Origin of the sequence: Rhizobium sp. Root708 (assembly GCF_001429725.1) — a bacterium.
In the GTDB taxonomy this organism is placed as follows: domain Bacteria; phylum Pseudomonadota; class Alphaproteobacteria; order Rhizobiales; family Rhizobiaceae; genus Rhizobium.
Window position 1 is genome coordinate 71,885 of record NZ_LMHV01000005.1, and the last position, 23,356, is coordinate 95,240.

Below are 23,356 nucleotides of genomic sequence, written 5' to 3' on the forward strand. Positions count from 1 at the left end.
GCATGATGGGTTCTCGACACACGCAGGCATGGCATCCCGGCAATGAGCGTGCTAGCAGCACACCCAATTCAGTCTTGAGGAATGATCATGGTTCCAGGGCGTATGTTGATGCCGCCCCTCAACGCGCTTGTCGTCTTCGACAGCGCGGCCCGTCTCGGCAACTTTTCGCGCGCCGGGCACGAATTGGGCCTGACGCAAAGTGCCGTTAGCCGCCAGATTGGAAAGCTGGAGGGCTTTATTGGCTCGAAGCTGTTCATGCGGCTGCCTTCAGGTGTCCAGCTGACCGCGATCGGTGAGAGCTATGCTGCCGATGTAAGCCGTCTGCTCGGCGAGCTCGGCGCGGTTACAGATGGTTTGCGGGCGTGGTCAGGGCCGAAGCAGATCACCATCGCCTGCTCGCGCGGCATTGCCGATCAATGGTTCCTGTCGCGCATCGCGCAATTGAAGCAGGACTTTCCCGGCATCGAGATCCGTCTCCGGGTGACCGACGACGTCGCGCATCTGAGGTTAGACGAATTCGACCTTGCCCTGTTCTACCGCAAGGAACGTCCGATCGGCGTCAATCTGACGGTGCTGGCGCGTGAGGAAATCGTGCCGGTTTCCGCGCCCGGTACGAGCAACCTCATGGATATCGACGAGCCCCTGCTGATTTCGATCGAGGATCCGATGCGCGAATGGCAGGGCTGGAGCGATTGGTGGCAGGATTCCGGTCTGCGCCGGCCGTCCGCGGCGCGCGAGTGGCGCCTTGGCGACTATGGACTTTGCACGGCTGCCGCAGCGCAGGGTCTAGGCATTGCGCTTGGCTGGACATGGCTCATCCGCGATCAGCTCGACAACGGCACGCTCGTGCCGGTCCATAGTCATCTGATGCTCTCGAACGCCTATTTCTATCTGATGCGCCCAGCCGACCGGCATCAGCGAAAGATCGTCAGGGAAGTGTCTGATGGGCTGATTGCCAGCAATGGCGGCAGCTACGATACCCAATAGCCGAGCGGAAAGCGCTCGACGGGCGGTTAACCGCCCATCCGTGTGCGTGCCATGCGGAAGCGGACGTATCCGATGATCGTGAAAACCAGCCAGGCAATCTGCGTGACCAGCGAGCCGAGATTGAAGTTGCACGACAGCGAATAGATCAGGCAGATACCACCAAGAACATTCAGCAACGTCGTTCTGCTGTCTTCAACCGCAAGAACGCGGAGTTGTAGCAATGCATAGGCCGTAAGATAGAAGACAGCGCCGATGAGGCCGACGATATCCGGCAAAGTCATTTTGATCCTCCAGGATCGTATGCTGCAGGTGATAAATTGCGCTCCATCAAGCGGAAGGTGCTATTTTCCGTCCGACGTGCGGCTGCTCCTTTAGCTGCGTCGCAGCAAAAGCCAACGCGCACAAATCGCATGACCCTATGACTAAAAGTCATACCGGATGACGGTTTTGCTGGCCTAGTCATGCCTGCCGATGTGCGCTAGGCCAGCCGCTTAAATTTCCATGGCGAAAACGCCGTGAACGAAGGGAACAATACGATGTCGAGCAACAAACCCACCTTTGAACTCACGCGCCGCGGCTTCATGGCCGGCACAGCAGGGTTTGGCGTGATGTCAGCCGCGGGCCTGATCGGCATGCCCGCGCTGGCGGCCGACGAAAAACCAAAGAAGGGTGGCGTCCTCAAGCTCGGTATCGGCGGCGGCAGCACGACCGACAATTTCGACCCACGTATCCTGAAAGACTGGGTTCCCGTGAACCAGGCCTACATGGTCATGAACGGTCTGGTCGAAATCGACGCCAACAACAATGCCGTTCCCGAACTCTTCGAAAGCTGGGAAACCAAGCCCGGCGCGGTTGAGTGGACCTTCAAGGTGCGCCAGGGCGTGACATTCCATAACGGCAAGTCGCTCACCGCCGACGACATCATTTACTCCCTGAACCTTCATCGCGGTGAGACGAGCTCGGGCGCCCGCTCCGTCGCCGCGCAGTTTGCCGATGTCGCCAAGGTTTCGGAGTCTGAAATCAAGATCACACTGACAAGCGGCAATGCTGACCTTCCCTACATCCTCTCCGACTACCACTTCCTTGTGGTGCCGGATGGTTGGACCGATTTCAACAAGCCTGTCGGCACCGGCCCGTTCGTCTACGACACCTACCAGCCGGGCGTACGTGCCCGTTTCAAGCGAAACGAAAGCTACTGGAAGCCGAATGCGGCCTGGGTCGATGCCGTCGAAGTCATCGTCATCAACGACATTTCCGCGCGTACCAACGCCATGATGTCCGGCCAGGTCCACGCGATCAACCAACTCGACTTCAAGACGGTCGATCTGCTCAAGCGCAACCCGAACCTGAATATCGTGCAGTCGGCAGGCGGCCAGCACTTCACCTTCCTGATGGATTGCACGCATGCGCCGTTCACCGACAACAACATCCGCCTCGCCGTGAAGCATGCCATCGACCGCGAGCAGCTGCTGAAGACCGCTTTGCGCGGATACGGCCGCATCGGCAACGATCACCCGATCCCGAGCACCGATCCCTTCTATGCCGCTGACCTGCCGCAGCGCCCTTACGATCCTGAGAAGTCGAAGTTCTATCTCAAGCAGGCTGGCCTCGATAATCTGAAGTTGACGCTGTCGGCCTCGGATGCCGCCTTCTCGGGCGCCGTCGATGCTGCTGCCATCTTCCGCACAGGTGCTGCCGCAAGCGGTATCGACGTCTCGATCAAGCGCGAGCCGGCCGATGGTTACTGGGATAATGTATGGATGAAAGCGCCATTCTGCATGTCCTACTGGGGTGGCCGACCGACCGCTGACCAGATGCTCACGATCGCCTATTCGTCCACCTCGGCGCAGAACGACACGCACTGGAAAAACGAGAAGTTCGATGCCAAGCTGCTTGAGGCACGCGCTCTTCTCGACAACCAGAAGCGCAAGGAAATCTACGCTGAACTGCAGGGGCTGATCTCAAACGAGGGCGGCGCCATGATCCCGATGTTCGGCGACTATCTGGATGCGACGTCCAAGAAGCTGAAGGGTGTGACGACACATCCGATGTTCAACTTCATGGGCGCGCGCCTGGCAGAAAAGGTCTGGCTAGAATCGTAATGGCACGTCTTATCCTCCGGCGGATTGCTCTAGGCATCCTGACCCTTCTCCTGGTATCGGCGTTGATCTTCGCCGGTACCCAACTCCTCCCCGGCGACGTTGCCTCGGCAATCCTCGGCCAGAACGCAACGCCGGAATCGCTTGCCGTGCTCCGCGGTCAGCTCGGCCTCGACCAGCCGATCCTCCAGCGTTATGTCACGTGGCTTGCTGGTTTCCTCACCGGTGATCTCGGCAACTCGCTCGCTAACCAGCAGCCGGTCGCCGAACTCTTGTGGCCACGCTTCTGGAACACGATGGCTCTTGCCGCATTCGCAGCGGTTATCAGCGTCCCGGTCGCAATCGTTCTCGGTCTTCTCAGCGCCGTCAATCGCGGCGGGATCTTCGACCGGATCGTCAATATTCTCGCATTGGCCTTCGTGTCGCTGCCGGAGTATTTCCTGGGCCTTCTGCTGATCCTCTTCCTGTCCATCCGCTTCAACCTGCTGCCGAGTCTGGCCGACACCTATGACGGCATGACCTTCATGGAGTGGGTGCAGGCAACAGCGCTGCCTGCGTTGACGCTCGTCCTCGTGACGGTTGCGCAGATGATGCGCATGACACGCACCGCCGTGCTGTCGGTGATGGATCAAGCCTATGTGGAGACGGCCTATCTGAAAGGGCTGCGCACCCGCCGGGTCGTCACCCGTCACGCCTTGCCGAATGCCGCCGCGCCGATCGTCAATGTCGTGGCCTTCAATATTGCCTACCTGATCACAGGCGTGGTGCTGGTCGAAGCGGTGTTCAATTACAACGGCTTGGGTCGCTTCATGGTCGACGCCGTCTCCAAACGCGATCTGCCATTGGTCCAGGCCGCCGCCCTGGTTTTCGGTGCAGCATACGTGATCCTCAACATCGTGGCCGACGTTGCCGCCATCGCACTTAATCCGCGCCTGAGGCATCCTCGATGAAAGTTCTGAAGACAATTCCACTGACGGCGTGGATCGGTTTGACGATCGTTGCCGTCAACCTCATCTTTTTTGCCTTTGGTCCGCTGATAGCGCCCTATGGACAGGAGCAGATCGTCGGCGGGCCGTTTGATCCTCCTTCCGCGGATTTCTGGTTCGGCCTTGATCAGAACGGTCGTGACATGGTTTCGCGCCTTCTCTACGGCGCCCAGATGTCGATCGGCGTATCGCTGTCGGCTTCCCTGATTTCCTTTGCTGTCGGCGTGCCGCTCGGTTTCCTCGCCGCGATTTTCGGCGGTTGGGTCGACACCGTCCTGTCGCGCATCATCGATACGGTCATGTGCATTCCGGTGCTGATCTCGGCGTTGGTCGTGCTCCAGGCCCTGGGCTCGTCGCTGCCGGTGCTGATCATCACCATCGCTCTGCTCGATTCCACCCGCGTCTTCCGTCTGGCCCGAATTGTCGCCCAGGGTGTCAATGTCCTGGAGTATGCCGAAACCGCGCGCCTTCGGGGCGAGGGGCTCGGATGGTTGATCCGCAAGGAAATCCTGCCCAACACGCTGCCGCCGTTGATCGCGGAATTCGGCTTGCGCTTCTGCTTCACCTTCCTGTTCGTGGCCGGCTTGTCGTTCCTCGGGCTTGGCATTCAGCCGCCGTTCGCCGATTGGGGCGGCATGGTGAAGGATAATCAGCAGGCGATCCTCTACGGCCTCTACGCGCCGCTCTTTCCTGCTGCCGCAATCGCCATCCTCACCATTGGCGTCAATCTGGTTGTCGATTGGCTGCTAGCCACCCGAACTGCGGTACAGGGGGCCGACCGATGAGCGACGAAACGATCCTTTCCATTCGTGGCCTTGTCGTTAAGGCACCCACGGGCGCCACTCTGGTCGACGGCGTCGATGTGGACCTCGCCCGTGGCGAAGTTCTCGGCCTCATCGGCGAATCCGGTGCCGGCAAGTCGACGATCGGCCTTGCCGCGATGGGCTACGGCCGCGGTGGCTGCCGCATTACCGACGGACGTATCGTTGTCGGCACGACATCGCTGATGGATGGAACGCGCGCGACGCGAGAAGGGGTGCGCGGGGCGAAGATTGCCTACGTTGCGCAAAGTGCTGCGGCCTCGTTCAACCCCGCCAAGCGCATCGGCCAGCAGATCATGGAAGGGCCGCTTTATCACGGTCTCATGAACCGCGCCGAGACCGAAAGCTGGATGCTGGAGCTGTTGACTGCTCTGCAGTTGCCGGATCCCAGCACCTTCGCACAGCGCTACCCCCATCAGGTCTCCGGTGGTCAGCTGCAGCGCGCGATGGTCGCGATGGCGATGGCATGCCGTCCCGACATCCTGGTGCTCGACGAGCCGACGACCGCGCTTGACGTCACGACGCAGATCGAGGTCCTGGCGCTCCTGCGAGGGCTCATCCAGCGCTATAACACCGCTGCTCTCTACATCACCCACGACCTTGCCGTCGTGGCGCAGATCGCCGACCGCATCATGGTGCTGCGGCACGGTAAGATGGTTGAGTTGGGAACGGCGGCGGAGGTGCTTGAGGCGCCGAAGCAGGACTATACCCGCAGGCTCGTCGCCGAACGCGAAGCAAGCATTGTCGGGGATCGCTCGTCGCATCGGGCGGGCGACATTCTGCTCGAGGTGAAGGACGCGGTCGCGTTTTACGGCAAGAAGCAGGTGCTGACGGACGTTTCGTGCCAGATCCGGCGCGGCGAAACACTCGCCGTGGTCGGCGAATCCGGTTCGGGAAAATCGACGCTTGCGCGTGTGATCGCCGGTCTTCCACCGCATGGCACCGGCACCATCGACCTTGAAGGTCAACGCCTTGCCGCGGCCTATCGAAAGCGTTCGAAGGAGCAACTGCGTCGCATTCAGCTCGTCTACCAATTGCCGGATGTCGCGCTCAATCCGCGCCAGACCGTCGGTGAGATCATTGGCAGGCCGATGTCGTTCTACTTCGGAATGAAAGACAGGGCTCGCCGCGCTGAAGTTGCGCGCCTGCTCGAACTGATCGGGCTGCCTGCCGATTTCGCAGAGCGGCTGCCGGGCGCCCTGTCGGGTGGCCAGAAGCAGCGCGTCTGCATCGCCCGCGCTCTTGCGGCCAAGCCGGACCTGATCATTTGCGACGAGGTGACTTCCGCGCTCGATCCGCTGGTCGCCGAAGAAATCCTGAAGCTGCTTCGCAAGCTTCAAGACGAACTCAAGGTGTCCTATCTCTTCATCACCCATGATCTCGGCGTTGTGAAGCGCCTGGCGGATCGGACCATGGTGATGCAGCATGGACGCGTCGTCGAGGAAGGCGCGACCAGCGAAATCTTCCGGCCTCCGCATGCACCCTACACCGAGCAGCTGATCGCCTCCGTCCCGGAGCTGCGGCGCGACTGGCTCGATGACGTACTCAAGTCTCGCGGCCAGCCGGCCGCCTGACAGCCTATTTCCCCTCATGAATGCTGGAAAGACAATGACCGTCACGGTTGAAGAGCATATTTGGATCACCATGAGCGACGGCGTGCGTCTCGGTGCGCGCCTGTGGCTGCCTGATGGCGTTGACAACGCGCCGGTACCTGCCGTCCTGGAGTATATCCCCTACCGCAAGCGCGACGGGACACGCGGCCGCGACGAACCCATGCACGGCTATTTCGCGGAACAGGGCTATGCCGCCATCCGCGTTGATATGCGTGGCACCGGCGAATCCGACGGCCACATGGCCGACGAGTACCTGAAGCAGGAGCAGGACGACGCGCTCGAGGTGATCGCCTGGATCGCGGCTCAGCCCTGGAGCGACGGCAACGTCGGCATGATGGGCAAGAGCTGGGGCGGGTTTAACAGCCTCCAGGTTGCCGCGCGTCGCCCGCCGGCCCTCAAGGCGATCATCACCGCCTATTCCACCGACAATCGCTTCACCGACGATATCCACTACATGGGCGGCCTGCTGCTCAACGACAATCTCTGGTGGGGCACGATCATGCTGGCCTATCAGAGCCGGCCGCTGGATCCGGAAATCGTCGGCGATGAGTGGCGCGCGCGCTGGATCGAGCGCCTGGAACAGCTCCCGTTCTTCCCCGGCCTGTGGCTCGAGCACCAGCGGTACGACGAATACTGGAAGCATGGTTCCGTCTGCGAGGACTGGTCGGCGATCCAGTGCCCGGTCCTGGCGATCGGAGCGTGGGCCGACAGCTATACCAACGCTGTCCCGCGTTTGCTTGAGAACCTGCAGGTGCCGCGGCGCGGGATCATCGGCCCGTGGGGCCACGTCTATCCGCAGGACGGCGCGCCGGGTCCGGCGATCGGGTTCCTGCAGGAGGCCGTGCGCTGGTGGGATCAATGGCTGAAGGGCAAAGACACCGGCGTCATGGACGAGCCGATGCTTCGCGCTTACGTCAGCGACACGATCGAGCCGAACGGATCACGCGATTTTACCCCCGGTCGCTGGGTCGGCGAGGAGAACTGGCCATCGAAAGAGATCGAGACGCGGCGACTAGTACTCGGCGCCGATCGTGCGATGGGCCCGGCTGCCGTACGGCAGGGTATGCTTTCGGTCTCGTCTCCGCAGAGCCACGGCAAAGCGGGTGGGGAATGGATGGCCACCGGCTGCATCGGTGAGCATCCGACCGATCAGCGGTTCGACGACGGCGGCGCATTGGTGTTCGACACCGACGTTCTCGAGCAGGCGTTTGACGTTCTGGGTGCTCCTGTCGTCAAGCTGAAGCTTTCGGCCGACCAGCCTGTGGCGCAGATTTCGCTGCGTTTGTCGGATGTTCTGCCTGATGGGCGCGTGACACGCGTCAGCTATCAGGTGTTCAACCTCAACCATCACGTCAGTCACGAAGCGCCGGAAGCGCTTGTGCCCGGCAAGCCGATGGATGTCGCGATCAAGCTCAACGATTGCGGCTATCGCTTCGAGAAGGGCCACCGCGTCCGTCTGTCGATTGCGACCGGTTACTGGCCGATGGTGTGGCCGGCACCGGCAGCCGTGACGCTTTCGATCGCGGCCGGTGAGAGCGCTCTTGAGCTTCCCGTGCGTCCGCAGCGCCAACAGGAGAAGACCGTCGCATTCGAGGCTCCGGCACACGGTCCCTTCACGCCCATCACGCAAGTCGATCCCGGCAGCGTGCGCCGCTGGACGGAGCAGGACCACGTCACCGGCCAGACGACCTATGTGACGGAAGGGATCGGCGGGCTCTTTGGCGAGGGCGTTCTGCGTTTCGACGACATCGATACGCAACTCGGTCACAGCCTCAAACGGGAACTCACGGTTCATGATGATGATCCGCTCTCGGCTCGCTATGTGCTGACACAGCGCTACGAGATGGGTCGCGATGGTTGGCGGATCGATATCGCGAGCCGCACCGAAATGCGCTCCGACGCCACGAACTTCTATCTCTCCGGCACGCTGGAGGCGAAGGAGAACGGAACGGTCGTCGTAACCCGTCAATGGGATCAGACGATCGCACGCGACTTCCTCTGACACGGAACCGCCTGGTCCCAAGCAGGCGATGTTCTCACGGTGACCGGGCACGTGCTGCCCGGTCACCGTGTTCCATTCCGCACCTATATTGCAGCGTGAGTTAGCTTCCGTTCCACGCTTTCGATCGGCCGAATTGCCGTCGTCGCGGACCCTTTTGAGGGTAATTGTTAGGATTTCTCGGGTAGGTAGATTTGCCTACAGATATCCTTCGATTAGTGCCATCGGAACACCATGAGCGAATTCCAGAACAGAGCCGTCCGCCTTATCACCGCTTGCGAAGGGGAAGGTGCGCTTGCGGATCTGCCAAAGCGCTTCAGCAACCTCCTGACTGGAATCGCGGAACTGCACAATGTCGTGGGCAAGCCTGTCGACAATGTCGATCTCGCCAAGTTGCAGGGCCAATCCAAAGGCCAGGCGCGTAGCGTCGACGTCGTGATCGGCGACCTCATGAGAGAGCTGGCCGCAATCGGCTACCTCCACGACATCGATATCATGCAGGCCGGTTACAACGGGCTCGATAGCCGCCTGCAGGACATCAAGCGGTTGCTGAAGGCTGCGCAGAGCGATAAACGCGGCGCCGAGCAAGAGTAGAACCGGAAATACGGCTCGGACTTTGCCTTGCGCATCTGTCTGCGCTCTGTGCTATCGATAGACCTCGGAAGCGATTTGGCTGTTTGCTTCTCTTCGTGCAAACGATAAACCTCCAGGCATGCGATACGAAATCGATGCTTCGCTGATCAAACAGCTGCTGCCGGACATCGTTATGGCCGAGGACGGTCTGGCTCGCCTTGATGAGCGTGCGCAACGCTCGTCGGTCGCGCAGGGCTTTGCCGAACGTGGGCACTTTTTCGATGCCGTCGGCGCGATGTGGGTGGCGGGAGAACTGGTCCATGTCGAAGATCTCGTCCTGCACGACGCGCATATGGATAGCCGGGCGCCGAGCCACGAGCTGACCATCGCCCACGCCGTCTTGCGAGCGAGGCGGCGGCTTTGGACGAGCGATGCGAACTGGCCGCTGACCAGGGCTGGCCTTGCCGTGCTTTCGGGCGCCGCTGGCTACGCGGGAGAGGCTTCGCGAACCGGCGCGGCAGAACCCAATGAAGATGAAGACACCGAGACGTTGCTTTCCGCCGAACTCGCCGAGATTGATGCCGTGCTCGAGCGCTCCACCAGGCTTCTCGATGAGCATCTCGGAAAGCCGGTTTCGGATCAATCGACAAGACCTGCGCCGTCGAAGGCCGCCGGTGATCCGATGGGACTGTTCGACGACGAGGAGTGGGACGAAGCCTCGCGTTTGCACGAGTGGTGTCGTCTCATTCCTCTGGCCGACACGATGCCGTGCGTGCTTGGGGCGGCCCTCCTGTTCGAGGGTTGGGAAAAAATCGAGCCCTTGCGGCGGCAACACTGGCTAGGCGGCTTGCTGGTATCGAGTTATCTCCGCGCCCGCGGAAAGGTCACGTCCCACCTGTTTTCCTTCCACGCCGGTCTACGGACGGTTCGCCATGAACTCCGGCGCGCAAAAGACCGTCGCACGCGGCTGCAGGCTTTTCTGCAGGGGATGGCGGAAGGCGCGGCTCTGGGGATGAAGGAGATGGATCGGTTATCGCTCGCGCATACGCAGATGGAGCTTCGTTTCAGGGATCGCCGCTCCAACAGCAGTCTTCCCGAGCTTGCCGACTTCATTCTGTCCCGCCCGATCGTTTCCTCGGCAATGGTGGCCAAGGAATTGGGGGTCACCAGCCGTGGTGCGCTCAATCTGCTGAATGATATCGGTGTGCGAGAGATTACCGGCCGTGGCCGATATCGCGCCTGGGGCATTCTCTAAAAGTAAAGAGGGGCCGTGTTTCTCACACGACCCCCGATGGGTGAACACCCGATCCGCGCATCCTGTCACAGAGTGCGGATCGGGCGCTCGAGCGCTTCCATTGCCCCCAGAAGCGCTTGTCTCTTATTCCCGCTCGCCCGTGAAGTTGAGCAGCAGCTGGAAGATGTTGACGAAGTTCAGGTAGAGCGAGAGCGCGCCGAAGACGGCCAGCTTCTGGTTCGATTCCTGATCGTGGTTTTCCGAAAACTGTTCCTTGATGTTCTGCGTGTCGTAGGCGGTCAGGCCGACGAAGACGACGATGCCGATGACCGAGATCGCGAACTGCAGAGCGCTCGAGCCAAGGAAGATGTTGACCACGCTGGCAATCACCACACCGATCAAGCCCATCATCAGGAACGAGCCCATGCGGGACAGGTCACGCTTGGTCACGTAGCCATAGAGGCTGGTCGTGCCGAACATCGTGGCCGCAATGAAGAAGGTGCGCGCGATGCTGGTTCCAGTGAAGACCAGGAAAACGGAGGCGAGCGACAGGCCCATGACGGCACAGAAAGCCCAGAAAGTCATCTGCGCAGCGCTTGCCGACATCGTCTGGATCTTGAAAGAGAAGAAGAAGACGAAGGCGAGCGGCGCCAGCATGACCACCCACTTCAACGGCGACTGGAAGATCGGCACGTAAAGCGCAGGGGTGCTGCCAACGATGAAGGCCACCATGCCTGTGATGACGAGGCCGATGCCCATGTAGTTGTAAACGCGCAGCATGTGCTGGCGCAAGCCTTCGTCGAACATCGCCTGAGAGCCGGCGGCCGAGCCGAGGCCATAGCGGGGATTGATCGGGTTCATACTGATCTCCTCGAGTGAACTAGTATAAGGTTCGGACAAGCTGTTCAGCTGCCCGGTCCAATGGAATCGTGCGGTCGCCGGCGACGAGCGCATAGGCGACGTCGCCGATCTGCCAGTAGGCAACCTCCGCGTTGTCCAGCGCCATGTGCTTCACGGACTGAACGGCGAAGGCGCCGGGGCGGACCGCAAACAGCGAGAGCTGCTTGCCTTCGTTCGTGTCCAGCGAAACCTCGACGCTCGGTCCGAATTCGGAGGGGAATATCTGCACATCGGCTATCGTCCAATCCGAGGGGAGCTGCGGCATCACCACGGCGGTTGCCGCACGAATGTCTTCCGGTTTGTAGACTGTGGTCGGTTGGGATACGGACTGGCGCACGAGAGCCGTCTTGTAGGCGCGCACGGCATCTTCGACGAACGCCGGCGCCGGAACCGAGGCTGCCACTTCCGTCGCCGTGAAGGCGCCAAAAGAGGTGTGGGCGACCCATCCGGCCGCAACCATAACCGCAACCGCGGCTATGCGCTGAACGGCGTGAAAGAAGCGGCCATAAGCCAAACCTCTTTCGAGCCTGCGTGCGGCGTCGCGGGTTTCCGGACGACCAAAGGCGCTCTCGTTCACAAGGGCCAGTCTGAGTTCGCCCTTGATGCTGAGATCGGCCATGACCTTGGCCGCCGTAGCCGGGTTCTCCGACAGGTAGGATTCAACCTGAATTCGGCGTGCGACATCGAGTTCGCCGTCGACATACGCATCGAGATCGGCATCGACGATTGGATCAGTTATTTTCATTGCCGCCTCCTTCGATCAATCTCAGGTGTTTCTTTCGGGGTGCCCCTTCTTCGAACTCCCGCAATTGCGCTCGCGCTCGCGAGATGCGCGACATCAGAGTTCCGATCGGAATACCAAGAGCCGTCGCAGCTTCCTGATAGGAGAGATCCTCGATCGCCACGAGATGCAGTGCTTCGCGTTGCTCTTCCGGAAGCTCGAAGAATGCTTCGCGGACCTGCTTGAGGCGCACGGCATGTTCCTGGCCGGCCGGCAGAGACTGGTCGGCCTGGGCGGCGGCCTCATCGTGCCGCCGTATCAGGGACCGGCTCTGCCGGACGCGGTCTATGTGAGCGTTATGCAGAATCGAGAGCAACCACGTACGCAAGTTACCAGCCCGACGGAAGCTCTGCCTCTTTTCAAATGCCCGGATTAAGGCATCATGGACCAGATCCTCCGCCTCGTCCGAATTGCGCACCAGCGAACGGGCGTAGCGCCGAAGCGCTGCCAGCTGGCCAATGACATCAAAGGGGCGTTCTTTCCGTTCCATGATTGAGTATACGGAGCAGCGTGACGATTTATTCCCGGCTAGATGAAAAAAATCGAAATTACCGGTTCCGCCACGAGCAAAGGCCCGGTCTCAGGGCGCTGCTCCGTCCGATAACTCCTCAAGAATGGGACAATCCGGCCGTTCGGTTCCATGGCACGAATGGACGAGATGTTCGAGCGTCTGGCGCAATTGCGTGAGCTCCCGGATCTTGCGATCGATCTCCGCCAGCTTGGCCACGGTCAATTCGCGGACGTCGCCACTTGCGCGGCTCTTGTCGTCGTAAAGCGCCAGAAGCTGGCGACATTCTTCGACGGAGAAGCCGAGACCGCGGGCGCGATGGAGAAAGCGTAGCTTGTGCACGTCGGCCGCCGCGTAATCGCGGTAACCGTTGGTTGCGCGATCCGGCCGGATCAGTCCGATGTCCTCGTAGTAGCGGATGGTCTTTGACGGCAGGCCGGACTGGTCGGAAGCATCACCGATGTTCATGTCGCTCTCCTATAGCTTGGCAAGGCGCAGCCGCAGCGCATTGCCGATGACCGACACGGACGACAAGCTCATCGCCGCGGCCGCGATCATCGGCGACAGCAGCAGGCCGAAGGCGGGGTAGAGAAGACCGGCGGCAACTGGAATACCGAGTGCATTATAGCCGAAGGCGAAGGTGAGGTTCTGGCGGATATTCGTCATTGTCGCCAGAGCCAGCCGCCGCGCGCGAACGATGCCGTTAAGATCGCCTTTCACGAGGGTAATTCCGGCACTTTCCATGGCAACGTCAGCACCCGTACCCATGGCGATCCCGACATCGGCCGCGGCCAGGGCCGGCGCATCGTTGACGCCGTCGCCGGCCATGGCGACGACCTTGCCTTTGCTGCGCAGGTCATCGATCAGGGCCTTCTTTCCATCAGGCAGCACGTCGGCGAGGATCTCGTCGATGCGCAGGCTCTTGGCGACCGCGCGCGCGGTGCGCTCGTTGTCACCCGTTGCCATGATGATCCGCAGCCCGCTTGCGTGCAGCGCCTCGATCGCGGCGGCCGTGGTCGGCTTGACGCGGTCGGCGACGGCGATGAGGCCGGAGAGGGTGCCATCGACCATGACGAACATCACGGTCTTGCCGCCATCGCGCAATTGCTCGACTTGCGCATCGGCTGCCTCGCGGCTCACGCCGAGGTCGGCGAGCATGGCGACATTTCCCAAGGTAATAGACTGGCCTTCGACCTGTCCTTGAACGCCTTTTCCTGCGGTCGCCTTGAATTCCGAGAGATCCGGGATCGTGATGCCACGCGCAAGCGCGCCCTTCACAATTGCTTCAGCGAGTGGGTGTTCGGATCCGCGCTCGAGGGCCGCGGCAAGGGAAAGTAGCTCCCGCTCGTCGATGCCATTGAGCGGGATCACGTCGGTCAACTCCGGCTTGCCCTCGGTCAGCGTGCCCGTCTTGTCGACAATGAGGGTGTCGACTTTCGAGAGCCGCTCCAGCGCTTCGGCGTCCTTGACGAGAACCCCCTCGTGAGCACCACGACCGGTCGCGATCATGATCGACATCGGCGTTGCAAGACCGAGCGCGCACGGGCAGGCGATGATCAGAACGGCGACGGCAGAAATGAGCGCATGCGCCAGACGCGGCTCCGGCCCCACGAAGAACCAGAGGAGGAAGGCGACGACTGCCGCCAGTATGACGGCTGGAACGAAAACGGCCGAGACGCGGTCGACGACACCCTGGATCGGGGCGCGGGAGCGTTGGGCGCTTACCACCATCTCGACGATACGAGACAGCGTGGTGTCGGCGCCGACTTTCTCCGCCCTCATGACCAGGCTGCCGCTCATGTTGATCGTGCCGGCAGTGACGCCGTCGCCAACGGCTTTCTCGACGGGCAGAGACTCGCCTGTGATCATCGACTCATCGATCGTCGATTGCCCGTCTTCGATGCTGCCGTCGATGGCAACGCGTTCTCCCGGCCGCACGCGCAGCCGGTCGCCCATGACAATGTCATCGACGGGGATATCGATCTCGGCTCCGTTGCCATCAATGCGCCGTGCCGTCTTAGGTGCCAGATCCAGCAGTGCAGAGATTGCTGAGCCGGTTCTCGCTCTGGCTTTCAGTTCGAGCACCTGGCCGACGAATACGAGCGCAATGATAACGGCTGCGGCTTCGAAGTAGACAGGCACGCTCCCTCCGTGGCCGGTGACCGTATGCGGGAACAGACCGGGAGCCACCGTGGCAACGAGGCTGTAGATATATGCCGTCGCAACTCCGAGGCCGATCAAGGTCCACATGTTCGGGCTGCGATTGACCAGCGAAGCCCAGGCCCGCCGGAAGAACGGAAGGGCTGCCCACAAAACGACAGGCGTTGCCAGGATCAGTTCCAGCCAGGTAGCCAGTTGTTCGCCGACCCAGTCGCGTATCGGTAGTCCGAGCATCGGGCCCATACTCAGAGCCAGCAATGGCAGGCACAACAGGCCGCTTATCCAAAGCCGGTGAGTAAAGTCGACCAACTCCGGATTTGGACCCGCATCTGCGGGTGGCACGCCCATCGGCTCAAGTGCCATGCCGCACTTCGGGCAGTCGCCAGGGTGATCGCTGACGACTTCCGGATGCATCGGGCATGTATAAAGCGTGCCTTTCGGCACAGGCTTGTTCACGACCGTGCCCGACATATGATCGGCCGGCGTGGCCTCGAAGCGCGTCTTGCAACGCTCGGAGCAGAAGTAGAACTTCTCGCCGCCGTGTTTCAGGAAATGGCGCGCACTGGCGCGTTCGACCGTCATTCCGCAGACGGGATCCTTGGCGACGAGGTGATCCTGAGGAGCGGCCTGGAACTTCGTCCGGCACCCGTCGCAACAAAAGTGATAGGTCTTACCCTCGTATGTGAGGGTTGGTTTTCCGGCGGCGGGATCGACAATCATGCCGCAGACCGGATCGCGCACCACGTCTCCCGTCGCCTCACCATGATGGTGGTCGTGGTGATGATGTGAGTGCGTACTATCCATGACAGTCTCCTTCGCCGAACCGGCATTGGAGCTCGTTATGAACCTTCCAGCGACTGTAAGGTCAAGAACAAAATGTGCCCGTTCTTCTGAACGGCAATCTCGGATCCGTTCACTCAATGAAGACGCCGACGCTTGCGGCCCGTCCTAACGCATCGATGACCGTCAGCTTCGAATAGCCGGCGCCGTCAGGCATCCATTGATTGGTGCGCCTGCGGGAAAGTTCAGGCAGCGGCTTGCCGTTTGCGAGCCAGCGGAAGGGGGATCGGCCCCCCTGCAATTTCAACATGAGAGGCCCCAGCTCGCCGCTCGTTGCGCCCAAGTCGATATGCGCACCTTCGGGCGGATAGACAATCTGCGGCGCTTGCTCGCGGGCTGATGTCGCCAGCAAGCCGCTCGAACCGATTGCGAAGCGACGCTGACTGATGGGGAGTTCGGCCTGGGCAATTCTGATGGCGCCAAGCGGCGGGCGCGGAAGCGGTGTCGTCGCCATTCCCGATTTGGCAAAGGCATCGAACAGGATTGGCGCGGCGGTGCCGTAGCCGGTTAGCCCAGGCACCGCGCCGTTGTCCGGTCGTCCTACCCAGACGCCAAGCACATGACGCCCGTCATAGCCGACGGACCAGGCATCCCGGTATCCATAGCTCGTGCCCGTCTTGTAGGCGATGCCGCGGCGCGGGGCGCCGGCCGGCGGAATGACGCCGGAGAGAATATCCGTGATGTTCCAGACGGCCACCGGCTCCAGCAGGGCCTCGCCATCGATCGTTCCCGGCTGGCGGTCCACTCCGTTGCCGAGTCGCACGGCCTTGCCGTTGTTGGCGAGCGCCGTATAGAGCTGAACAAGATCCTTCAACGTGACGCCGACACCGCCGAGGCCGATGGCGAGGCCGGGCGTTTCATTTGGCGGCAGGACCGGGCGGACCTCGGCGCGCCGAAACCGTACCATCAGCTTGGCCGGGTTGACGGCGTCCAGCAGCTTGATGGCCGGTACATTCAACGAGAGCTGCAATGCCTCGCGCACCGTCACGTCACCCTGGTAGCTCATGTCGAAATTGCGGGGGCGATAGCCGAAGAAGTCTGCCGGTCGATCCTCGATGATCGTTTCCTGGCTGACCAAACCTTCCTCGAAGGCCAGACCGTAAATAAAGGGCTTGAGGGTCGATCCCGGCGACCGGCTGATGCGCGTCATGTCGATCCAGCCGGATCTGCTTGCATCGAAATAGTTCGCCGAGCCAACCTCGCCCAGAATTTCGCCGGTCTGCGCATCGGCCATGACCATGGCGAGCGAGAGCTTCGGACCAAGTTTCAGCTCCGCGTCGCGCGCTGTCGCCTCCAGGCCTTCCTGAACCTGCTTGCGCAATGTGGTTGCATGGGTGCGATCCCTGGGCTCAAGGCGGACTGCCGTTTGCGCGAGATGGGCAGCGAGAGACGGCAATTGCAGCCTGCGCTCGGGAAGAAGAACTGCTTGGGCGCGCTCCGCCTCACCCTCGCCGATGGCGTGCGAAACGGCGGCGCGCTCAAGCACGCGTTTGCGCGCCGTCTCCGCCGCAGCGAGATTGCGATCCGGGCGACGTCTCTCGGGAAGTTGCGGCAGCGCAACCAGCAGCGCTGCCTGCGCAACGCTCAAACGTTTGGGTTCCTTGCCGAAATAGGCGAGGCTTGCCGCGCGCACACCCTCGAGGTTGCCGCCATAGGGGGCGTGAGTAAGGTAGAGATCAAGGATTTGCTCCTTGGACAGGCGCCGCTCGATCTGGATCGCGCGTGCTACCTGTAGCAGCTTGGCAGCGAAGGAGCGGCCTTGCCGGGGTTCAATCAGCCGCGCGACCTGCATTGAAAGGGTCGACGCGCCCGAAACGATGTGTCCGCTCGTCACCAACTGGTACGCGGCACGACCGATCGCTCGAATATCCACGCCGCCATGCTCGTAGAACCGGCGATCTTCATAGGCGACGAGCATGCGCAGGAGCAGCGGATCGACATCGTCAACCGTCGTCTTCAGGCGCCAGCGGCCTTCCGGTGTCGCAAAGGCACGCAGAAGCTGGCCGTCCCGGTCCAGGACTTCGGCCGAGACTGCCCCGGCCGTTTCCAGCGGTGGCGGGAAGGCGCGATCTGCCGCCCTCAACGCAAGAATTCCGACGCCGGCAATGAATAGGCCGGTCGCGATCGCAATCGCCGATGCGCGCTTCCAACTCATGGCTGCGCCGCGACGACCTCCATTTTGCTGGTCGCCGTGCGGGCCGACAACTGCGGACGGTACATGTCCTCCACCACGGCCGCCGGGTGATCGTAAACGCCAGGGCTGACCGCACGTACGACATAGGCGACGTTGATTTCCCGCTCATCCGACGCGGACCGGTTGAAGGCAGCCACGAAGCGATCGCTGCGGAACTCGGTGTGAGCCGCGGTGACCTCGCCCAGCCAATCGAAGTTCGAGAGCTGCGCGCTGTCCACGAGGTTCGGATTGTCGATCTGGAATCCTGCCGGCAGCAGGTCGGTGATCACGATCCGCGATGGCCAGGCGTTGCTTTCGGTGACATGCAGAACGGCCACGTAACGTTCGTTCTGCTTTGCTTCGCTGACATTCACCTGCTCGCCGTCCATCGTGTAGTAGGTGCGCTCGATGGCGAAGCCGTCTCCACCTGCCGGTAGCGGCACGCTGGGCGCGGCCACCGTTGTCACGACCGCCGAGACGGGGTCGCTGGTGCGGTTGGTGAGCTCGAGCGAGTTGGTGAGCAAGGCGTCGCCCGACATCCGCGCCATGTAGGCGCCGCTGTGGGACGCGCCGTTGACGTCGATCTTCAGCGAGTCATCGCCGCCCTGGATCGCGCGCGCCGCCAGCAGCATCCACGCCTGCTCCTGGGTGCTTGTGTACTTGTTGCGACCCCATTCCTTGGCTACCGCTTTCGCCAGTTCCGGGACGATCGGCGGAACGGGGCGGCTCTCCGCCGCAAGGGCGAGAATGGCTGCGCCATCACGGAGGTTCGAACCGTAGTCGGTGCGCGACAGGTTCACGCGGGTGATCATCGACTGTTCCGACATCTGCAGGGCGTCGACGAAGATGTTCTTCGAGCGCGTCGCATCGCCATACAATGCCAGGGCAGCGGCTATGTGTGCCTTGGCCAGCGGCGTCGGGAAGTCATTGATCATCGTGTCCGCATAGTAGCGCAGATCGCTGACCGCGGCTTTCTTGTTGCGTGCCAGGACATAGAGCGCATAGGCGATCTGATCACCCTGATCCTTCACGTTGACATCGTAGCTCAGCGCGTTCTGGAGGTTCTCCAGGGCTTGCGAGAGCGCCCGCTCGGGAACATCGTATTTCTGCTCCCGGGCGCGCGTCAGGAAGTCGGACACGTAGGAATCCAGCCAGAGGTCGCCACTGTCCGGTCCCCACAAGCCGAAGCTGCCCGCCGATGCCTGATAGGAAAGAACGCGGTAAATAGCTTCCTGCACACGCTTCTTGACGTCGGCATCATCCTCGAGGCCAGCCTGTTCCGCCAGCTCGCTGAGATAAAGCAGAGGCAGCGCACGGCTGGTCGTCTGCTCGGCGCATCCGAAAGGATAGCGGTCGAGCGACATCAGCAATGCGGGAATGTCGAACGCCGCCGAGCGCGTTACGCTCACACTTACCGAGGCGCCGGGCAGGACGCTGTCTGCCAGCAGCGCCTTGTCAATCGAGAGCTTGGCACCCGGGTTGACCGCGATCACCCGTCGTTCCGTTACCGGCAACACGGCTGGGCGCACCGGGACGTCCACGCTCTGATCGAGCGAAAGGCCGTTGGCTCCCGACAGATTGATCGAGACACTGCCGTCACCCGGTTGGAGCCCGGTTACGGCGAGGGTCAGCGACGACTTGGCGGCCGCCTCCAGATGCAGCGTCTGAGACTTCGTTTCCACAGAGACGGCGTCGTTGCCGGTGAGCGAAAGCTGGTAATCGCCCGCTGGCGCATCCGTGTTGGCAACGTCGAGCCGAAGCTCGGACCGGTCGCCAGGCGCCAGGAATTTCGGCAGGCTTGCGGTGACGACGACGGGATCGCGGATGATCACGTCGCGCGTCGCATGGCCGACGCCGGATTTCGTCCAGGCCGCGACCATGACGCGGGCCGTGCCGTTGAACTGTGGGATATCGAAGGAGACATGCGCCTTGCCATCCTGATCGAGCTTAACCGGCCCGGCGAAGTACGCGACGAGCTTTTGCGTGGGCGGGCTGCCCTGAAGGGCGACCGCACCGCCATCACCGCCCGTCCGGAGCTTTCCGGTCTGGCCCAGCGAGCCGTCGATCAGACGCCCGTAAAGATCGCGAATTTCGAGCCCGAGTTGGCGCTGACCGAAATACCAGTCTTCCGGGTTCGGCGCTTCATATCGCGTCAGGTTGAGAATGCCGACGTCGACGGCTGCGACCGTGACATAGGCTTCTTCGCCGACTCCCGCGCCGGCCACCGCGAGCTCGATCGGGAGCGGGCCGCGCGGCAACATTTTCTCTGGTGCGTCCACCTTGACCTGCAGAGCCCGTTCGGCCGGATCCACCTTCAGCCATTTCACACCGATTGCCCGCATCGGCATATGGTTGTCGCGGGCATCACCGGGGCGAAACAGTGTTGCAGTAATATAGGTACCGGCGCCCCATTCGGCAGTTATCGGAATATCGACCTCGCCGCCGGTTTCGCCGATCGATGCTTGCTTCACGGCAATCAGGTTCTCTGTCCCGGCAGCGATCATCAGTTCGCCGGCGTAGCGCGACGAAACTTTCAGCTTGGCCGTCTCGCCGATCTTGTAGCTGTCCTTGTCCAAGGCGATCTCGAGGCCGTCAGGGGTCTCGGTGGAGGTTGCCTGGACGAACCAGCCGGCATCGAACTCGACGCTTGAAGTTGGACCATCGGCCTGCGTGCTTTCGACTTCGAGGCGATAGCGTCCCCAGGCGACTGCCGACGATATCTTGCCGCCGTCTGTTCCGGCATCGATGGTGCCATTCGCAACCTGTTCCGCCGTGTAGACGGGCTCGTATTTCCAGGCGGTGCCGTCGCGGTACCACTGATAGTCGCGGTTGAGCTTCAGAAGCTTCCAGCGAAGCCCGGACATCTCCTGGCGCTGGCCTTCCGCGTCCAGACCGATGACCGTGAAATTCGCGATCGAGTTCTCGGCGAGGTCGCCGGAGAATTCGGGCTTGATACCGATCATCGGCCCCTGGTTCTGTACCGGTATGGTCAGGGACCGCTCGATCGCCCGGCCGCCGGCTTCCTGCATGCGAATGTAGACCGTCGCGCTGAGAAGCTGCGTCGTTGCCGGCAGATCCCCGACTGTCAGGTCGGTGACGCCTTCGCCCTTTTCATCGAGGTCGGGTAGTCCTTCGATCGACTGGCGGCTGTCCTCACTTGCCTCCTCATCGGCGAGGCCGAACTGATAGCCAGGAAACTGGTCGCTCTGCCGCGTCGGCTTGATCACGACATCGCCCTCAAGAGTGAGGCCAGCGGCCGGCGCTCCATAGAGATACTTGCCGTTGATGTTGATCGTCGCAGGCGTTTCCGGCCCGATGACCTTGGCCTCGGTGGCAAGCGTCATGTCGGTGCGATCAGGAACGAAATCATCGACCAGAAAGCTCTTTGAAGCGATCGGGCTGCCCTTGGGATCGGTATGGATGTTCATTGTCCAGGTGCCGCGCATGGCATTTAGCTGGACGGGCAGGTCGATCGTGTAGCCGCCGGCAGCACTTGTCTGGCTGACGATACGCCGGTCTTCGACACCGTCGGGGCGTAGGAAAATGAAAGTCAGTGGCAGGTTTTCGATCGCCTTGCCGTCGCTGTCGCGAGCAAGGGCCGCCGCATGCACGGTCTCTCCGACCCGGTAGATGCCGCGCTCGGTCCACGTCAGAATGTCGATCGCGCCTGGTGATGCACGGCCCGTTACCCCGCGATCAGAAAGATCGAAGCCGGCCCGGGTCATATCCAGGAAGACATAGTCCGACGAACCATTCTTCGCCGTGACGACAGCCGGCGTCAGCGCCGCTGTGCCACGGATCAGGCCCGCGGTGAATACAGCGCGGCCATCCTGGTCTGTCGTCGCGGTTCCGAGAACCTCGTTGTTCTTGGCGAGCAGCTGCAGTTCGACGCCGCCAAGCGGCTTGGCCGAGGCGAGCGACCGCGCAAAGACGTTCAGTCCATCGCTACCGGCGTAGGTCGTGACACCGATATCGGAGACGACGAACCATTGGGTTGCCTGCGAATTCCATTCCTGGTCCGGTGCGTTTGGCTGCGTCGCAGTGAGCACATAAACTCCGGCCTTGCGCTCCGGAAGTGCCTCGTCGACCGGGAAGCTGGTCACGATGTCCTTGTTGAGGTCGTTGGCGATGTCGATCGAACCCTGCCAGACCAGTTCACCGCTCTCGTCCTCGATTCGCTGCGCGCTGTAGCCGTCGAGCTGGGTCAGGAACTGCGAGCTTGTCAGCAATGGTGCAATCGCACGGTCGCCGATGCGGTAGAGCTTTAGATTGGCCGAGGTGAGGTTGACCGACACGAGCGGAATGCCGCGCCGTGCGGTCGACGGCAGAACGAAGTTGTCGCCGGTGAAGCGCAGGCTCGCGCTCCTGTCCTTCACGTAGACATTCAGGCTTACGGGCGCTTCGAGCACCTCGTCGACCGAGGACGGCAGGCCCGTGCGGAAGCCGATCTTGTAGTTCTGCCCGTGCGTCAAGCCCTCGATGCAGATCTGCCGGTCCTTGGCTTCCATCGCCTTCGGCGCAGCGCCATCCAGCGTTACGAACGGAGCATAATCGGCTGTCTTGACGAGCGCTTCCGAGAACGTCACGCACACCCGCGGTGCGGCACTGTCGGCGTCGACGGTATGGTCGGTAACCCGGAAGCCCTGAGTGGCTTTCAGCTGCAGGAATGCCGCCTGGACTTCCTTGGAACTGACGAGCGCCAGACTTGCCTTGTAGGCATTGAGCGCGCCGCGATAGTTGCCGCTCTTTTCAAGCGCTGCGGCGAGAACGGCCAGAGCGTCGGCGCGGTTCGTCGTTGTACGGGTCAGGTCGTATCCGTTGATCGCGGCGAGCACCGCCTGGCCGTAGATGTCGCTGCCGTTGTTGGCGTCTGTCTTCACGAAGCTGTCGCCGGCTCTTGCCGTTTCGAGCCAGAGGTCGGCGCTCTCAGGTGTCAGCGCCAATGCGCTGCGAAACGACTTCAGGGCGTCTGTGACGTTTCCGGCGGTAAGGTCTATGCGGGCATTGGCGATCAGGCTGTCTGCGGTTTGGTCCTTCAGATCGTCGGCGACCTCAAGATTGGTCTTGTCGTCGCGTGCCTGTTGAAGGACGTCGCCGGAGAGGAACGTGATGCGTGGCGCGGCGCCGAGGTCCGGCTCCTGCTGACCGGCGGTCTCGACGATCTTGCCCGCGATCGCGCCCGGGAAGGCATTCATCGTCTTGAAGTCGGACTTGAGGAAGCACCATTTCACCTTGGGATTATAGGTGAACGCCTTGCACGACTTGTCGCCTATGCAGCTGGATTTGCATTGCTCAAGCGTCAGGTTCTGCTCGGTTCGAAGATCGAAGCCGAAGAAGTCTGCATCCTTGATCGTTTGGATCTCTCGCTTGGTGTCGGCTGCGTGGACACTGCCGAGCGTAGCCATGAGCGCGACCAGACCAGCCGCAAAGATTCGACGTGCAGACATGAGACCCCCCGAGGTGCTGGCGCCCTGTAGACCTTACTCTTCCGGCGTTCGCCGAAGCTTGTCAACTCGCGGCGTACCCGCTTTTTGGTCGACGCCTTTTCGATGCCGACAGGGTTTCCCGGCCTGGCGCACAGCTCACAAAGATGAAGAGAAAGTAATTATTTCTTAACGTTAACAATATCTTAAACGAAAATAAATCTGCTCCGCCCCGGAACATATCTCACCGCCAGCCGTT

General features: G+C 61.7%; 16 protein-coding genes. 8 read left to right on the plus strand and 8 right to left on the minus strand.

Going from position 1 to position 23,356, the window contains the following annotated elements; all coding sequences use genetic code 11:
* Nucleotides 1-87: 87 nt before the first annotated feature.
* Nucleotides 88-987 carry a LysR family transcriptional regulator gene (locus tag ASE04_RS05690; protein WP_056813671.1) on the plus strand — a complete coding sequence of 300 codons (900 nt, stop codon included), beginning with the start codon at nt 88-90 and terminating at the stop codon, nt 985-987.
* A 26-nt stretch (nt 988-1,013) separates the two neighbouring features.
* Here the strand turns inward: ASE04_RS05690 and ASE04_RS05695 are convergent, their stop codons facing one another.
* On the minus strand, nt 1,014-1,268 hold the full coding sequence (locus ASE04_RS05695; RefSeq protein ID WP_056813347.1) for a CBU_0592 family membrane protein: 255 nt from the start codon (nt 1,266-1,268) through the stop codon (nt 1,014-1,016).
* A 255-nt stretch (nt 1,269-1,523) separates the two neighbouring features.
* Here ASE04_RS05695 and ASE04_RS05700 point away from each other — a divergent pair, with 255 nt between their 5' ends.
* The 7 genes from ASE04_RS05700 to ASE04_RS05730 all read left to right on the plus strand — a co-directional run bounded on the left by ASE04_RS05700 (nt 1,524) and on the right by ASE04_RS05730 (nt 10,333).
* Complete coding sequence (locus ASE04_RS05700) at nt 1,524-3,089, plus strand: ABC transporter substrate-binding protein (RefSeq protein ID WP_056813674.1); 1,566 nt, start codon at nt 1,524-1,526, stop codon at nt 3,087-3,089.
* The gene (locus tag ASE04_RS05705) at nt 3,089-4,036 is read left to right on the plus strand and encodes an ABC transporter permease (protein WP_056813350.1); all 948 of its coding nucleotides are present in this window, start codon (nt 3,089-3,091) and stop codon (nt 4,034-4,036) included. The genes ASE04_RS05700 and ASE04_RS05705 overlap by 1 nt, the downstream gene beginning before the upstream one ends.
* Complete coding sequence (locus tag ASE04_RS05710; protein WP_056813354.1) at nt 4,033-4,857, plus strand: ABC transporter permease; 825 nt, start codon at nt 4,033-4,035, stop codon at nt 4,855-4,857. Before ASE04_RS05705 ends, ASE04_RS05710 begins: the two co-directional genes overlap by 4 nt.
* Nucleotides 4,854-6,467 carry an ABC transporter ATP-binding protein gene (locus tag ASE04_RS05715; RefSeq protein WP_056813358.1) on the plus strand — a complete coding sequence of 538 codons (1,614 nt, stop codon included), beginning with the start codon at nt 4,854-4,856 and terminating at the stop codon, nt 6,465-6,467. The genes ASE04_RS05710 and ASE04_RS05715 overlap by 4 nt, the downstream gene beginning before the upstream one ends.
* Before the next feature lie 34 nt (nt 6,468-6,501).
* The gene (locus ASE04_RS05720; protein WP_056813360.1) at nt 6,502-8,508 is read left to right on the plus strand and encodes a CocE/NonD family hydrolase; all 2,007 of its coding nucleotides are present in this window, start codon (nt 6,502-6,504) and stop codon (nt 8,506-8,508) included.
* 231 nt (nt 8,509-8,739) lie between these two features.
* The gene (locus tag ASE04_RS05725) at nt 8,740-9,099 is read left to right on the plus strand and encodes a hypothetical protein (protein ID WP_056813365.1); all 360 of its coding nucleotides are present in this window, start codon (nt 8,740-8,742) and stop codon (nt 9,097-9,099) included.
* 118 nt (nt 9,100-9,217) lie between these two features.
* The gene (locus ASE04_RS05730; protein ID WP_056813368.1) at nt 9,218-10,333 is read left to right on the plus strand and encodes an RHE_PE00001 family protein; all 1,116 of its coding nucleotides are present in this window, start codon (nt 9,218-9,220) and stop codon (nt 10,331-10,333) included.
* A 123-nt stretch (nt 10,334-10,456) separates the two neighbouring features.
* Here ASE04_RS05730 and ASE04_RS05735 read toward each other — a convergent pair whose 3' ends face one another.
* From ASE04_RS05735 to ASE04_RS05765, 7 genes are all read right to left on the minus strand, one after another.
* The gene (locus ASE04_RS05735; RefSeq protein WP_056813371.1) at nt 10,457-11,173 is read right to left on the minus strand and encodes a Bax inhibitor-1/YccA family protein; all 717 of its coding nucleotides are present in this window, start codon (nt 11,171-11,173) and stop codon (nt 10,457-10,459) included.
* Nucleotides 11,174-11,192: 19 nt separating this feature from the next.
* Nucleotides 11,193-11,957 carry an anti-sigma factor family protein gene (locus ASE04_RS05740; RefSeq protein ID WP_056813373.1) on the minus strand — a complete coding sequence of 255 codons (765 nt, stop codon included), beginning with the start codon at nt 11,955-11,957 and terminating at the stop codon, nt 11,193-11,195.
* The gene (locus ASE04_RS05745; protein WP_056813377.1) at nt 11,944-12,483 is read right to left on the minus strand and encodes a sigma-70 family RNA polymerase sigma factor; all 540 of its coding nucleotides are present in this window, start codon (nt 12,481-12,483) and stop codon (nt 11,944-11,946) included. The genes ASE04_RS05740 and ASE04_RS05745 overlap by 14 nt, the downstream gene beginning before the upstream one ends.
* A gap of 90 nt (nt 12,484-12,573) precedes the next feature.
* Entirely contained in the window at nt 12,574-12,969 is a 396-nt protein-coding gene (gene cueR / locus ASE04_RS05750) for a Cu(I)-responsive transcriptional regulator (protein ID WP_056813380.1), read from the minus strand.
* 9 nt (nt 12,970-12,978) lie between these two features.
* Nucleotides 12,979-15,465 (minus strand): heavy metal translocating P-type ATPase, encoded by a 2,487-nt coding sequence (locus tag ASE04_RS05755; protein ID WP_056813382.1) that lies wholly within the window; start codon nt 15,463-15,465, stop codon nt 12,979-12,981.
* Nucleotides 15,466-15,574: 109 nt separating this feature from the next.
* Nucleotides 15,575-17,656, minus strand: a complete 2,082-nt coding sequence (gene pbpC, locus ASE04_RS05760; protein ID WP_056813384.1) for a penicillin-binding protein 1C — start codon at nt 17,654-17,656, stop codon at nt 15,575-15,577.
* The gene (locus ASE04_RS05765) at nt 17,653-23,121 is read right to left on the minus strand and encodes an alpha-2-macroglobulin family protein (RefSeq protein ID WP_056813386.1); all 5,469 of its coding nucleotides are present in this window, start codon (nt 23,119-23,121) and stop codon (nt 17,653-17,655) included. Before ASE04_RS05765 ends, pbpC begins: the two co-directional genes overlap by 4 nt.
* Nucleotides 23,122-23,356 lie beyond the last annotated feature (235 nt).

What these genes read in the sequence shown, in the direction of transcription:
- pbpC (WP_056813384.1), bottom strand. Translation starts at nt 17,656, where the DNA reads ATGAGTTGGAAGCGCGCATCGGCGATTGCGATCGCGACCGGCCTATTC.
- ASE04_RS05730 (WP_056813368.1), top strand. Translation starts at nt 9,218, where the DNA reads ATGCGATACGAAATCGATGCTTCGCTGATCAAACAGCTGCTGCCGGAC.
- ASE04_RS05725 (WP_056813365.1), top strand. Translation starts at nt 8,740, where the DNA reads ATGAGCGAATTCCAGAACAGAGCCGTCCGCCTTATCACCGCTTGCGAA.
- ASE04_RS05695 (WP_056813347.1), bottom strand. Translation starts at nt 1,268, where the DNA reads ATGACTTTGCCGGATATCGTCGGCCTCATCGGCGCTGTCTTCTATCTT.
- ASE04_RS05715 (WP_056813358.1), top strand. Translation starts at nt 4,854, where the DNA reads ATGAGCGACGAAACGATCCTTTCCATTCGTGGCCTTGTCGTTAAGGCA.
- ASE04_RS05720 (WP_056813360.1), top strand. Translation starts at nt 6,502, where the DNA reads ATGACCGTCACGGTTGAAGAGCATATTTGGATCACCATGAGCGACGGC.
- cueR (WP_056813380.1), bottom strand. Translation starts at nt 12,969, where the DNA reads ATGAACATCGGTGATGCTTCCGACCAGTCCGGCCTGCCGTCAAAGACC.
- ASE04_RS05755 (WP_056813382.1), bottom strand. Translation starts at nt 15,465, where the DNA reads ATGGATAGTACGCACTCACATCATCACCACGACCACCATCATGGTGAG.
- ASE04_RS05735 (WP_056813371.1), bottom strand. Translation starts at nt 11,173, where the DNA reads ATGAACCCGATCAATCCCCGCTATGGCCTCGGCTCGGCCGCCGGCTCT.
- ASE04_RS05700 (WP_056813674.1), top strand. Translation starts at nt 1,524, where the DNA reads ATGTCGAGCAACAAACCCACCTTTGAACTCACGCGCCGCGGCTTCATG.
- ASE04_RS05690 (WP_056813671.1), top strand. Translation starts at nt 88, where the DNA reads ATGGTTCCAGGGCGTATGTTGATGCCGCCCCTCAACGCGCTTGTCGTC.
- ASE04_RS05705 (WP_056813350.1), top strand. Translation starts at nt 3,089, where the DNA reads ATGGCACGTCTTATCCTCCGGCGGATTGCTCTAGGCATCCTGACCCTT.
- ASE04_RS05745 (WP_056813377.1), bottom strand. Translation starts at nt 12,483, where the DNA reads ATGGAACGGAAAGAACGCCCCTTTGATGTCATTGGCCAGCTGGCAGCG.
- ASE04_RS05710 (WP_056813354.1), top strand. Translation starts at nt 4,033, where the DNA reads ATGAAAGTTCTGAAGACAATTCCACTGACGGCGTGGATCGGTTTGACG.
- ASE04_RS05765 (WP_056813386.1), bottom strand. Translation starts at nt 23,121, where the DNA reads ATGTCTGCACGTCGAATCTTTGCGGCTGGTCTGGTCGCGCTCATGGCT.
- ASE04_RS05740 (WP_056813373.1), bottom strand. Translation starts at nt 11,957, where the DNA reads ATGAAAATAACTGATCCAATCGTCGATGCCGATCTCGATGCGTATGTC.